Annotated in this window: 9 protein-coding genes and 1 pseudogene; 3 read left to right on the top strand and 7 right to left on the bottom strand. The window is 55.0% G+C overall.

Annotated features, from left to right (window positions below):
* Together ACR0NZ_RS16075 and ACR0NZ_RS16070 are read left to right on the top strand one after the other, a co-directional pair.
* Nucleotides 1–746: pseudogene (locus ACR0NZ_RS16075) on the top strand (hypothetical protein); the annotation flags it as partial.
* A 79-nt stretch (nucleotides 747–825) separates the two neighbouring features.
* Nucleotides 826–2,793: a hypothetical protein gene (locus ACR0NZ_RS16070; protein WP_480520318.1), complete on the top strand. Its 1,968-nt coding sequence runs from the start codon at nucleotides 826–828 to the stop codon at nucleotides 2,791–2,793.
* A 25-nt stretch (nucleotides 2,794–2,818) separates the two neighbouring features.
* Here the strand turns inward: ACR0NZ_RS16070 and ACR0NZ_RS16065 are convergent, their stop codons facing one another.
* The 5 genes from ACR0NZ_RS16065 to ACR0NZ_RS16045 form a co-directional block, all read right to left on the bottom strand.
* A complete protein-coding gene (locus ACR0NZ_RS16065) occupies nucleotides 2,819–4,918 on the bottom strand; it encodes a hypothetical protein (protein WP_480520316.1) in 2,100 nt (699 codons plus the stop codon).
* Between the two features lie 8 nt (nucleotides 4,919–4,926).
* The gene (locus tag ACR0NZ_RS16060; protein WP_480520314.1) at nucleotides 4,927–6,270 is read right to left on the bottom strand and encodes a glycosyltransferase family 87 protein; all 1,344 of its coding nucleotides are present in this window, start codon (nucleotides 6,268–6,270) and stop codon (nucleotides 4,927–4,929) included.
* Between the two features lie 200 nt (nucleotides 6,271–6,470).
* Nucleotides 6,471–7,412 carry a sulfotransferase family protein gene (locus ACR0NZ_RS16055; protein WP_480520312.1) on the bottom strand — a complete coding sequence of 314 codons (942 nt, stop codon included), beginning with the start codon at nucleotides 7,410–7,412 and terminating at the stop codon, nucleotides 6,471–6,473.
* Entirely contained in the window at nucleotides 7,396–8,418 is a 1,023-nt protein-coding gene (locus ACR0NZ_RS16050; RefSeq protein WP_480520310.1) for a glycosyltransferase family 2 protein, read from the bottom strand. The genes ACR0NZ_RS16055 and ACR0NZ_RS16050 overlap by 17 nt, the downstream gene beginning before the upstream one ends.
* Nucleotides 8,418–9,851, bottom strand: a complete 1,434-nt coding sequence (locus ACR0NZ_RS16045; RefSeq protein WP_480520308.1) for a hypothetical protein — start codon at nucleotides 9,849–9,851, stop codon at nucleotides 8,418–8,420. Before ACR0NZ_RS16045 ends, ACR0NZ_RS16050 begins: the two co-directional genes overlap by 1 nt.
* 879 nt (nucleotides 9,852–10,730) lie before the next feature.
* Between ACR0NZ_RS16045 and ACR0NZ_RS16040 the strand changes: the two genes are divergently transcribed.
* Nucleotides 10,731–11,249 carry a VPLPA-CTERM sorting domain-containing protein gene (locus tag ACR0NZ_RS16040; RefSeq protein WP_480520306.1) on the top strand — a complete coding sequence of 173 codons (519 nt, stop codon included), beginning with the start codon at nucleotides 10,731–10,733 and terminating at the stop codon, nucleotides 11,247–11,249.
* A gap of 74 nt (nucleotides 11,250–11,323) precedes the next feature.
* Here the strand turns inward: ACR0NZ_RS16040 and ACR0NZ_RS16035 are convergent, their stop codons facing one another.
* Nucleotides 11,324–12,202 carry a glycosyltransferase family 2 protein gene (locus ACR0NZ_RS16035; protein ID WP_480520322.1) on the bottom strand — a complete coding sequence of 293 codons (879 nt, stop codon included), beginning with the start codon at nucleotides 12,200–12,202 and terminating at the stop codon, nucleotides 11,324–11,326.
* Nucleotides 12,189–13,013 carry a CpsD/CapB family tyrosine-protein kinase gene (locus ACR0NZ_RS16030; RefSeq protein WP_480520304.1) on the bottom strand — a complete coding sequence of 275 codons (825 nt, stop codon included), beginning with the start codon at nucleotides 13,011–13,013 and terminating at the stop codon, nucleotides 12,189–12,191. Before ACR0NZ_RS16030 ends, ACR0NZ_RS16035 begins: the two co-directional genes overlap by 14 nt.
* Between the last annotated feature and the right edge of the window lie 2 nt (nucleotides 13,014–13,015).

The following is a 13,015-nucleotide window of genomic DNA, read 5'->3' as shown; positions in this document are numbered from 1 at the left end:
TGCGTCATTGGGACGAAAGCGGTGACAAAACAACCGAACGGGTCGAGGGTGAGGAATTCATCAATTCGATGGCCGTGCGCGATCTGATCCATTCCTTTGATCCACCACCACCGCCCGAGGTGGTCGAGGCTGCCGATCGCCTGAAGTATCGTGATTTCCTGATCGTGACCCTGATCCTGGATCACGCCGATCCGTTCCCGGACAACTGGATTTACATCCACAGTCCCAAGGTGAAGGTCGGTCGCATTCAGAATTTCCGCGCCTGGTCCAAGGAGATGCTGCCCGATCAGAATACCTCGTCCATCGGGATGGAGTATTTCTGTCAGAAGGGCGATGGCCTGTGGTCTTCTTCTGATACGGATCTCAAGGAACTTGCCAGCCACGAACTGGAACAGCTGGGCTTGGCCAAAGCTTCCGATGTCATAGACTTTAGCGTGATCCGGCAGCCCAAGGCCTATCCGGTCTATGATAGCGAATATAAACAAGCGCTGGACACTGTCAGTAACTGGCTGAGGACGCTTGAGAATTTCCAGACCGTCGGTCGCAACGGCCTGCATCGTTATAACAATCAGGACCATTCGATGTTGTCTGCCATGTATGCGGCGCGCAATATTATGGGTGAGAAAAATGACATTTGGGATGTAAATGTCGAAAGGTCCTACCATGAGGAGTTCGAGGCAAAGCCCGGGAAAAAAACCTCTGAAAGAGTGTTTGACAAAGGACGCCGCACTCGAATGAGCGGGTGAGCTTCGGGCTCACCTGTCTGTGCAGGTGTTTTTGGACGAACAGCCTCCTGATTTTCGAAACGACGGATCGACTGGAACAGTGAAGCAATTTCGATATCTTGTCTTGCTGGCACTTCTGGTCGGTATTGCTTGGAGTGGGCAGGATATTGCAGGCCCGATTGCGGCAAAAGTCGCATTTGCAGACGAACCCTCGCCCTATTTCATCGCTGGCGATGCGCTGTTTTTGTATGTTTGGGTGCCTCTGGTAGCCCTGTCGGCGTCGGCGCTTATTCTTGCCCCCGGTCTGCTGTTGGCGCTGGGGATTGCCCGGCCCGATGACCGTTTCGAGCTTATCCTGCTAAAAGGGTTTACGCTGTCCCTGTTCGGCGTATCCACGCTAGCGGCCATCGTGCAGGCCATCAGCGGCATCCAGATGACGGGAACGGCCTTCATCCTGCTGACCGCTCTGCTTTGTCTGCCCGGGATTGTCTTAATCCGGAGAAAGCCTGCGTCAGACATCTTCCTGGGCCGGGGGGGGGATGTGGTTGGCATCCTGCTGCTGCCCCTGCTGGTTTTGCTGTTTCTGACGCCCAAATTTTATTGGGAAGCGCTTAATGATGACGGGGCGCACAGCTTACTGAGCGCGACCCTGTTCATCGCCCGTGGTCTACCGTTCTGGCCTCCGGATTCTGGTCCGCTGACCAGCTATCCAAATCCGAAAATGATGACCGAAGTTTTCCTGCAAACCAGCTTTATTCGGGTGTTTGGTTCGTCCGAGGCTGCCCTTCGGTTCGCGTATCTGCCCGGCGTGTCTGTTTTGTTCGGCGTGACGCTGGCATTTATCCGTTTACCGGAAAACCGCACGACTGTGTGGGGCGCTTGCGGGCTGGGTGCGGCCTTGCTTCTGTTTTCTTTCGCGATGGCGTTTAATCCATCCTACAACCCGTATTTTGCTGATATCGCCATGCCGATGACGCGTGAGCCGCTTATCCTGCTTGGGGTTCTGGGCTATATCCTGTTCTTCCGTGACAGAAAATTCGGCTGGATGGCGGGTGTTTCGACGCTGGCCCTTTGCACGGCACCGAACGGCATTCTGCTGATTGGGTTCTTCTTGGTGGCGCATCTGCTTTTGGGCCGGTTCCAACCCATCAAGCAGGTGATCCTGGGCGGGCTGATTGCCCTGGCGGTTTTGATGTTGACCTCTTTGGCCATGGCCGTGCTGGAAAAAACGGGCCTGACAGGCGTTTCCGGCGAATTCAGCACAGGCGCCATTCTGCGACGTCTGCGCTATGTAACGATATTCGATACACATCGGTTTTTGTTCTGGCTGTTGCCCTGTGGGGTTTTACCCGGTCTGGCGCTGTTGGCGTGGCGCTGGCAGGACACGCTGTCCAGAACGCTGACACTGATGACTGTAGCCTATGTTCTGTTCTTCTACGTTCAGGCCTACCGCATTCTGCCACATCATTTTGCCCCGGTGATTGTGTTTCCGTTGGTTGTGTTCTGGCGATTGCGCCCGGTTCAGGCTGCTCCTGCCCCTGCATTTGCCTTGGCGTTAGTGGGTCTTGTCTGCGGTGCCTGGCTCAGCTGGCCCGAGACATTGCGCCCCTTTACCGTGACCCGGGATCTGGGGCAGCGCATTGCGATTGAAATCGAAGCTGACCCGTTTTTTGACCTTGAGGAGATCCGGGTCACGCCGACCCTGATCCGAAATGCTTTTCCTCCGGTATGGTCCGACGCCGAATTGCAGGACCAGTACGTGGCGGGAAGCGTCTCGGTCTATATGTATGCGCGGGGGACGGTTCCGGCTGACGTCACGCCCAACTATTTTGTTCGGCTTGAATCCGTGCCTCTGGCTGCTGGGGAAACACTATTGGGCGACGCCTTCGAAGGAAGAATTCTGGTGACAAATCATTTGCCCACCTATGAAGCGGATCTTCGCAATGCGGATACTCCGGTCAGCATTGCGCCCGCCTACCAAGTGCCACTGGAAATCATTTTTGGTCGTGGGGCCCAAAGCGGTCCGCGACAAGTCTGGGATATCGCAAGGCTGTTAGGGCTCAGATAACCGGGGCCGGGCAAGGTACCTATTTCTAATGAAACGTTTCTTCGCGTTCATCGTAGTAAAGGACGGGACGGCCTGGAAAGGCTTTGATCACTGTCTCATTTGCTTCGTCCCCCAAATTCTTAGCGTAAACCGGCTTGTCTAATGGGAACCAGGGATCATTGAAGAAAAGAGCCGAGGCGATCTGGCTTTTGGCACTGATAAGTACAAGCGGTTGGGCGTCGCCTTCCGTTTCGGGCAACACAAGAGAGCGGTAGTGGTCGTCGTAAGTGCGGTGGTCGTGATACCTTGTGACCCCCCGATAGGACAGAAAGATCGCCACCGAAAACAAACACAAAACAAGAAGTACGGCGTTTAGTTTGTCCAGATTTGACACAAGGCCAAGGGTTTTTAATCGGTTTCCGGTTTCCATAAATCCCCTAGCACTAAGGAACACCAGAGGTACGATCATCATGAACCAATATCGTGGTCCCACATAGAAGATGGAGACGAACCAATAAAAGGTATGCGCACCAGCAATCACCAAAACGACCGCAAGCATCATTCGGTCAGTTACATTGATGCGCCCATAGATCAGTAAAACCCAGACGAATACGAGCGACCCTATCCCCCAACCCATGAAATCAGTATGAAGTGCGCTGATAGTTGTTAGCGTGTTCACCAAACCCTCAAACAGGGAATGCTCGTGCGGGCGCAACTCCATGTTGCCCCAGCCTTCCGGTGCGCCTATGTTCTGGCCGAAGCCAAAGGCGTTGGATCCATCGATCCAGACCCGGTGATAATAATCCGACAATGTTGTCAGAAGCGGGTCGCCAGTGAAGTAGTAATTGTAGAAAAAGATTAGGCTCCCGGTTGCTACACATCCCGCGCTGTAGCTGATCACGATCAAAGGGTGGCGTAAAACACCACCGCGCCACAAAAGAAACAGACCTGTCAGAATGCCAAGCAGCAGGCCGTCGAGGTTGCGGGTCAAAAACAACCACCCCAACGCCAACCCGGCAACGAAGACCGGTAAAACAGCCCGTCTCAGTTCACCTTCGTCGGCGCACAGGATCAGAAGCCACGCCAGCAAAAGCAGAAACAGCGCAAATGTATGGGCCATCAGGGACGCTGACATTGCAATGAACCAGGGGGATGTTGCCAATAGCAGGGTGCTGATGCTGGCCGTGCGGTCATTTGCTAACCGTTGCACCACGCCCTGCGCTAGAAAGATAGACGCCGTGCCTAGGATTGGGTTCACCAGCCACGGCGCGCCCAAAAGAACCCCCACTGCCAGGACCGCTGGCCAGCCGGGCGTGAAGACGGATATCCAACGCCCGTTATGATGGTCGAGCAGGTAGTGTTCAAAAGCTGCCCGGGGGCCTTCCGGTAGTGCTGGCACGTGCAGGGCACCACCCGCATAGGTCTGGGCCTGAAACATATAGGCAAGCTCATCCTGAACATGAGGAACCCGCTCAAAGGCGAACCATTCTGTTACCAGCGTCGCAATCAGAAAGACGGCCGCCATGCAGCCTGCCCATCGCCAGCCTGCGGGTAGCTTTACCCCTTTAGGCAAGGTGGTGGCGAGCGCTATCACCGTCACCAGATTGATGAGCACAAGGATCAACCCCGCCACAAGCTGAAGGGCATAGACGTCGATTTCGTTCAGGCGCAGATGGTTGAGGATCGGCACGGTGAACGCGCCGCTGAGCAAAAGGAATGCAGCGGTGCGTTTCGGGCCCAAAGCTCCAATAATCTGCAAGACTTTGGAGTCGCCAGAATGTCTGAACAGCACAAAGGCCGAAAGAACGGCCTGTCCGGCAATTATGGCATACATTGCCATTTCGATTGCCGATCTGGGCGGTAGGCGCAGAGCGGGATACCAAAGCGGTTGCGTCACATAAAGCTGCGATGCTCCGCCCACAAACATAAGCAGCAACAGCAGACCCGGCAGTGTCAGATTCCTCAGCGCAAAAAGGGAGAAGACGGCCAGCGACAGCGCCACCATCAGCACCCACCAATGCGCCAGATCACGGACACCAGATAGGGCACCCTGTGCAGAACCGGCCAATATCAACACCGCAGCCAGCCCGGCAAAAGCGGCAAGCACAAATCTCAACCGTTGTGACGGCGTGGGCGATGAGTTCATAAAGACGGTCATGCGCGTGAAGGCTTGTTTGATGCGCCGGTGTTTGGGCTGTTCAGGCGCAGAACAGTATCAAGGACCGCTACCAGAAATAGCAGGGCACCGATGGTCGCCAAACGCGAGCTTGGAAAAATCTCGACCCCGTCCACATGAAAGGCCCAGATATCGACAAGGTTTTCCGACCTCCAGATCAGCAAGGCGCCAATCCCTGCAAACAGAGTGCTAACGATCCGCCCCCTGAAAAGCAGCGCAAGCGGGGCGGCCAGCAGCACAAAGTCATAAATATGCAGCGGGGCCAACGCGACGATCACTGCGCTCGCCAACCCGAAAACCTGCCAGGAACTTTCGTTGGCATCGCTGGCCCGCGTCAGCCGGGTGGGGCCATGACAAAGCGTCAGAATGATCACGAGCGTTATTAAAGTCGCCGCAGTGCTCCCGATATCGATATCCGTAAACTCCCATATGATCAGCCGGAGGCCCGTCATGGATTGCGGAAGATTGGCAATTGTAAAGCCGTCATAGGCGGCCAGATTGCGGAAGAAGTCCAGTATGGTGCTTGGGGCGGTGAAAAGCGATGGCAGCGTGAGAAGGACAGAAAAAAGAATGGCCATTAAAACCGCTTTCCGGGACCGCGCATCGAACAACAGGTACAGAACCACAAAGGGTGCACCGATCTGCGGTTTCAGCAATACCAGTGTCAGCCCAACGGCATCAAAGAAGATGTGCTGGTTGACGCGGCCCCACAGCATCAGGGTAATGCCAAGACCTGCGACCAGCGTCGTCTGACCAACGGAAAACAGAATTGCAGTTGCTTCGAGGACCGCCAGAAGAAAGAACAACACGCTGAAGAGGGGGAAATAGGTCTGTCCCCCTGTGAACTCGGCGAGCATCTGACTGCGCTCGGGAAATGTGGTTGTGAAGGCGCTGGTCAGCAAGCCGCAGATTGCAATCACGATGCTAAGGCCGAAGACATTCCAGACGGCATTTGCCGTGTTCAGGTCCAGTGCTCCCAACGGTGCGGCAAACACCCACCATGTCGGTGGATAAGGCCACAGAACCGGGACATGTCCAACGTCTATTTTGGCTTCACCATGCGCCAGATATGTTGGCCCGTAAGGGTTTATGCCTGCATGCCACATATCGCCCGCCACCCAGATGAACCGGAAATCATACCCTGCGGGTAGGGCAGTCAGTTGCATGATCTTCAGCAGCAGATAGGCCAGCGCCAAGGCGCACATGAGCAGCGAAAGACAAAGGGTGACGCGCCGTGCGAGAACGGGGCTCATGAACAAGCGTTGCGGTGTGCTGTCCGGGGTCATTCCGGACGAGGCTGTTGCTTTGTCAGTTTTGCCCATGAAAAACCGTCACCATTAAACTGCCCTTGTCCGGCGTAAATTACGATCAACCGTGTAACAGGCTTAAAAACACAGGGTCTATCCTAGAGCATGCTGCTCAAAATCAAAGTATAGTCGGTTGTGCGAAGGCAAAAATCCAACGCATTGAGCGCTGCATGCATATTCTGTGAGTTTTCGGGAAATTGTTGCCATACGCGCGATCAGGCCCGCCAGGTACTCAGGTCGCGATCCAGAAGGTGTTCCAGATCCTCTATTTCAGGCAGCAGCCTTTCGCGCAGGATCATGCGGGCATGGTCCGGCATCTCAATCTCGCGTTTGAGGTTGAACTGCGACAGGCGATCCCTGATTTTCCAACGCAGTTCCTGTGACATGACGCGGGCAATCATGCCGGTGATCGGGTTGGGCTTCATCAGGAAATCCTGAAACAGACGGCTGCGGGGCACACCGCCTGCATTCACTCGCGACGACAGATCGGACTGGAAACTTGTATCGGCACCGATGAACGCTGTGATGCTGTCGATGACGCCTTCCGGATCGTTCTGGAACTCTTCATAAGTGCGGATCAGAAATTGGCTGCGATCGAACAGGTCAAAATAACGCGACAATTGCTGCGCATAGAGCGGAAAGCGGGAGTATCCGAACAGGGGTTGCCAACCTGCGGCAAGCCGTTCGTCTTCGGCATCCAATGCCGCTGAAAAATCCTCCAACGGCTCAATCCGTTGTTTGACCGCATACAGATAGTGGGACAGGGCCTGATCAATCGGGTTACGCAGAATAACCACCATGCGCACCTGCGGGATACGACGGTAAATGCGCTCGGGTGCTTTGGGCGCATAAAGATAGAGCGGGGACGCTTCTCCGCAGATGCTGTTGCCTGGGGCATTCGCAAACAGGGAGCAATAGGCTTCGATATTTGTGACCGAGTTGTTGACATAATCCGCTCCAGGGCCGGTATACGCCAAAGTTTCACCTTCGAAGGCGAAAAAATTTGGCTCCTTCGCCGTGGGCATGAAAATGCTCGGGTTCTGCCGTAAATAGTTGTAAAGCGCGGTCGTTCCCGCACGCGCCGCACCAATGATCAAAAAATCGGGCAATCTTGTATTGGGTGCTGCCTGCGATGAGGTTTTAATTGCGTGTGACATGGAGTTTCTGTTTCTGCCCCAGCACGTGATATTCGAACAGGCACCAGACATAGATGGTGGCCGAGTAGACATAATAGACCTGGTGATAGAGCAGGCATTTGAATGCGAACCACGGTCCGCCATGCCCGGACATGGCGCGCACCAGATCGAAATTGGCGACAAAGGCGGCTGCAAGCAGCAATAAGGGTAGGGGCCATGCCCCCGGCCAGAATGGCAGGGCCAATATCGACAATAGCAACAGCCCGGCGATTGCCGCCCGTGCCCGCTCGGCCATCGAGGTGTTCAGGTCATCCGTCAGCCCCTCGCGCGAGATCATCAGCCGGGCCCAGGGCAGGGCGCGACAGAAGATATCCGTGCTCAGGCTGTTGCGGATGGTCCAGACTTTCAGATGCTTGCCCTGCAAAAGCGGCTCGACCAGGATGCGGCGACCGGTGCCCGCGATCCGATAGCCCAGTTCGATATCCTCGATCGAGGGGACCTCATAGGTTTTCACGTCGAACCCGCCAACCTCAAGAAACACGTCGCGCCGGATTGCGCCGCACCCAGCCCAGAAGGTGCACGCCTCGCGCCGGGCGCGCTGATGGTGATAGCGGTGCAGAAGGTTCTTGTAACGCGAGAACCACGATTGCCCATCCGGCGCGTCGTCATAGGATCCAAACACCGCCCCAACATTATCCTCGGACATGGCACGGCGGATATGCTCTGGGCCATCGGGCCATGCGATGACGTCGGAATCGACGAACCACAGGATGTCACTGGTGGCGTGTTCGGCGGCCAGGTTGCGCGCAGCCCCCGGCCCGCCATTGACCGGCGTGGTCAGAACCGTGGCCCCCATTTCACGGGCAAGGGCCGCAGTCCCGTCCGGGGACTGGTCATCGATGACCAGAACCTGCTGCACCTGGCCGGTGTTCAGCATTTCAATCAGGGGTGTCAGGACACGGGGCAGCAGATGCTCGGCCTTGTAGGCGGGCATGACGACGCTGATGGAAAGGGTTTGATCCGACATCAGAGATCCTTTTTAGTGGCACTGCGCCGGGTGGCGGGCCACCTTACGACAAGAAGGAAAGCTGCTGTGAAGGGCAACAACCACATCACGCGCGCGCCATAGCGGTCCGCAGGTTGCGATATGCCGCCACAAACCAGCGCGTTGACCGCAATCCCGATCAGAATGAACAGGGCGAACAGTTTGATGTCCCGCGATACGCTGCGTGGTATCAGCAACAGAATCACAATGACCGCAAATGAGGCAGCATAGGTGGTGCCGTGCAGAGTATCGGCTGCCACAATCCACCCACGATCTTTTGACAAGAGGCCGGCCTGGATCAGATTCACTTGCGAATCATCCAGTCTGGCAAGATGACGGGCATTGTCTAGCGCCCGCTCTGTCGGGATTGTCATCCTGATACTGTCACGCAGTATTTGACGATAACCGTTTTTGGCCAGTGCCAGGGACGTGGCCACAGGGTGAGAAAGAAAGACCGCCTTGGCGAATTCGCGCTGGGAAAGTGCGACGTTTTTCTGGTCTTCCGCTGACATGAGCCGGAATGACCCGAGTTTGGGGGAGCGTTCGAAAATGATATGTGATGCTGTCAGCCGGTAGGGGTCATCAGACCACGAAAGCGCCTCGTGCAGGGCGCAGGTCGGTATGTTTTTGTCCGGGCAGACTTCGTTCAGGTAATTCATGCCCGGTCCGTCAACTATCAGCCGCGCAGTGATATGAGGTGTGTAGACAACTTCTTTGTTTGTCTTGGTCTCCACGGCGATCTGAAAGGCTTTACGCTCGGCTACGGCAATCGAGAGAACCATTATAACCAGTATCACCACCCGCCAGCGCCCCGGTGCTTTCACACTCAGGGTGGCTAGAATGACAAAGGGTACCATAAGCCCTGTGATGGCCAGATGCGACGGATGTGAAATGACGGAAAACACAGCCAGACCCGACATTAGCAGCAGTTCCCAAACCCGCATCGATCGACCGAATGCCGTCAGCGCTGCTATCACAATCAACAGAACCGGCGCAAATATGTCTGGCATCATATAAGCGATATAAAAGGGCAACGAGGTGGCTGCTGCAGCCAGCAGCGGAACCGTGATCATCAGAGCTGTGTTATGAGGCGCCTCAAGCGACCGTTTGGCCGCTCGTGCCAGCACCCATACTGTCAGCAAAACCCCTGCCAGATGAAAGAAAGGGATGGCGCGAAAGAAGATGGCCATGAACAGACCGTAGATCAGTGATCGGGAACCGGTGGCTGTATTGTCCTGATCAATACGTACCTCCCCCCCCGTGCTGCCGCCTTCGTTACCCGTTGGCAGAAGGCTGTTGAGCGCCACGTTACCTTGCCGGATATAACTGCCGGTATCATAATAATAAAGCGGCCCACCATTGATCAGTAACGCTGATAGACAGGCAAGCACAGTCGCAATCAGCAACAGAACCACGCCCATCTTCCAAGACGACTTATTCGGCGGACTCGATATGTTCATACCCACCCGACAGCGTTCTCTACCACCGCATTTTTTTGCTGGGCACGGATAACTATTTCCTGAATCCTCTGTCCCGGCAGGCCCGTACAAGAATATGAGTCCAAAACCCCGGCGCTGCCTGTAATCAGAAGCCGCCCGCCAGTCGGAGACATGTCACTGTGATCAAAGTCAGACGCGTTCATCAGCGTTCTCTGCAGTTACGTACCGGCTCGTATCAATCCGTGCCGATTTCAGAAAATGATCAGGCGCTACAAGCGAATAAAATGCATAATCCGGCTGCAAAATTGAGCGCCCGCACTCAGTATGTACATCTTGTTTGAAGCTATACGAAGTTTCTGAAGCGACGAAGAGTAAATATGATAGCACCACGGATTTTGTTAATTTTTCCGGCACGATGCATCAATCTGGATCGGCCATTTGAGATAGGGGCGACAATTCGCCGCTCAGACCGGCATTGTTCCGGAATCATCAAAGAAATCGCATTGATATCTTTGAAATTCTCCAAAGGCCGCAAGTAGATCCCGAAAGGGCGCGATCAACTTCTCGCTGAATCTGACCCAATCGCCATGAGAATCAGGCATCGGATCAAGCTCAATCAGAGGTGGATTCGTTCATATTTGGGAAACAGTCTATGAAAATGAAGGCCATTGGGGCGCCGAATATGCCTAAGTGAACATAAAAAAACCATATTTTCTACGAAATCACTCGCATTGTGATGAAAGATGCGTATTAATTTCCTTAACCTAACGAGTGCCGCGCTTAACATTGCGTTCTGCGGCGTGTCACACTTAAGAGTTACGAGGGTGGGAATAGATGTTTAGAATTTTCAAGACGATGGCGATTGCTTTGGCTGCTACCGTATTCATTTCCGGAACAGCAAGTGCTGTGACAGTGGTAACAGATGGCGCTGGTCCTTACGACATCACCTCAGACAGCCTCTTTATTGGAACAGCAACAAGTCCGGGTGGTCCGGGTTCTTACTCGGTGGATTTCTATTCGCCCATCGATCCGCTGGGAGGTAAGGCAAATGCATCGGTTACGATCAATGTGTTTGGTCTGTTTACCGGGCTGACCATGAGCTGGGTTGAAACTGCCAATCCTAGCAATATCATTGACACGGCTTTGGTTCTGGGCAACGGCCTTCAGACTTCGCTGAACACAATTTTCAGCAGCGCGACCTCCAGTTTAAATCAGACCCTTGTATTCTCGTGGGCTTCTTCGGCGACCCCAGTAAATGGCGGCAACATAGGCTTCGACTTTGACGTGGCCGCAGTTCCGCTGCCAGCAGGAGGTATGCTGCTTCTGACTGCGCTTGGCGGGCTGGGTTTGATGCGCCGTCGCAAGACTGCATAAATAAAGCCTCATAACAGATGTTATGGTAAAAGGGGCTGGTTTCCGGCTCCTTTTTCTTTGGCATCTAATCGGGTTCAGATCTTGCCGCCAGCCGCCTGGCGAAGCATCCAGATCATGCGCATGCATCTGAGCCGGACCAATATCGTGATGGCTCGCAGGGTTTCCCCCGATGACATCAGCTTAGGGCTTGTCAGAATTTTGGGGGTATGCACCACGACACTTGCGGGCATGGCCAGACCACGGAGCCCCCATCGCAGGCGAGCCGCCAGCCCACATCCGTTTAACTGATACGCCTCCTGCGTGGTACGGTGCCATTTCGCCTTGAGTGCCGGCCAATCCTGCCGGGATGGGTGGCTGACCTGAAACTGATCTTCATAGATCAGAGTGTAACCACGAGACACGGCCCGCATAGTCCATTCCCGATCTTCCGATACGCCGTTGATAAACCCCCCAATCGCGTCGAACACATCGCGACGGGTCAGCAGATTACCCGCTCCGGAAAACCCCTGAACCTCAATATATCTGCGGAAATTGAAGGCAAAAACAGCTTCAAACGCCTCAGCGCCGCTACGTGGCGGTGGGGTTTCATCAAAAACATCGACGCGCCCTCCGATCAGATCGGCGCGATCCGCAACCTGGCGCCCGACCGCCAGCCAGTCCGACGCTGGGACGCAGTCGGCATCAATAAAGAACAAACGTGAGGCAGTGGTCTCGGCCACGCCTCTGTTGCGGGCATGAGCGGCACCCTTCTGAGTTTCGGTTATGAACCGTACGCTCGGGAAAGTCCGCCTCAGTTCGTCCAGCGAGACCGAAGAGGCATTGTCCACGACCACGACTTCAGTGCCGGTAATATCATTCTTCATCAACGCCCGCAGGCATCGCTCCAGCCTGGGAAGATCGTTGTAATGAGGGATTATGACCGCATCTGTCGGAGCCGGATCAGTAGGAGCCATACTCATAGCCGAAGGCCCCGCTGATATAGCGACATTTGGTCAGCACAATACCCATGACTTTTGTAAGCTCCGCCAGCTGCTGTTCGGCCACATCAACATGATCAACGCTGGTTTCCTCGGCTGCGGCCAGCAACAGGGCGCAATCGACGTGTGTCAGAAACCCATGGCTGTCGTCACTCGCCATCAGTGGAGGAGTGTCGAACAACATGATATCCGGTTGATACTCTTCTTCAATCCGCTCTAGCGTGTCGATCATTGCCCGGCTTTGCAGAAGTTCCGACGGATTGCGTGTCGAAGAATAGTTCAGCCCAAAAATCACGTTCTGGCCATGGCGCAGTGCATGCTGTTGAAACGAGATGTCGCCGTGAATGACATCGGCCATACTATGGTTGCCCGTCTGCTTGAGAAGTTCGGCCAGCCCCATGCGTCGCATGTCAAAATCAATCACGATCGTGCGCAAGTCTTCTTGCCGCCCCAAGCTAAAGGCCAGATTGGCGGCGGTCGTGCTTTTGCCGCATCCGCTATAGGGAGATGTCAGGGCCACGCGACGCCAGCCGTTGGCCTGTATCTGTTGCAGCATCTTTGTCCGCAGCATATCATAAGGTGCCGCCTCAGCTCCGCCGTGATAGGCAATCAGACGACTGCGCGCAATTATTGGCGAATCAATCTGCAACTCAGGCAGGGCTTCCCACGCATTACCTTGGCTTTCCGGTGAATCTGGCTGCTGAGCCCTGGGGAGATTGAGCGGCCCTGATTGACGGCTTGCGCGCTCATCGCGGGCTTTGCGAATTGCCTCCTGAAGACGGTCCATTA

The sequence above is a fragment of the Ruegeria sp. AE3 genome, from assembly GCF_056542225.1.
The sequence above is the reverse complement of the archived record's forward strand: the minus strand, read 5'-3'. Positions and strand labels throughout refer to the sequence as shown.

Excerpts from the sequence above, each read along its gene's own strand:
- ACR0NZ_RS16040 (WP_480520306.1), top strand. The coding sequence starts at position 10,731 with ATGGCGATTGCTTTGGCTGCTACCGTATTCATTTCCGGAACAGCAAGT.
- ACR0NZ_RS16055 (WP_480520312.1), bottom strand. The coding sequence starts at position 7,412 with ATGTCACACGCAATTAAAACCTCATCGCAGGCAGCACCCAATACAAGA.
- ACR0NZ_RS16030 (WP_480520304.1), bottom strand. The coding sequence starts at position 13,013 with ATGGACCGTCTTCAGGAGGCAATTCGCAAAGCCCGCGATGAGCGCGCA.
- ACR0NZ_RS16065 (WP_480520316.1), bottom strand. The coding sequence starts at position 4,918 with ATGAACTCATCGCCCACGCCGTCACAACGGTTGAGATTTGTGCTTGCC.
- ACR0NZ_RS16035 (WP_480520322.1), bottom strand. The coding sequence starts at position 12,202 with ATGGCTCCTACTGATCCGGCTCCGACAGATGCGGTCATAATCCCTCAT.
- ACR0NZ_RS16060 (WP_480520314.1), bottom strand. The coding sequence starts at position 6,270 with ATGGGCAAAACTGACAAAGCAACAGCCTCGTCCGGAATGACCCCGGAC.
- ACR0NZ_RS16050 (WP_480520310.1), bottom strand. The coding sequence starts at position 8,418 with ATGTCGGATCAAACCCTTTCCATCAGCGTCGTCATGCCCGCCTACAAG.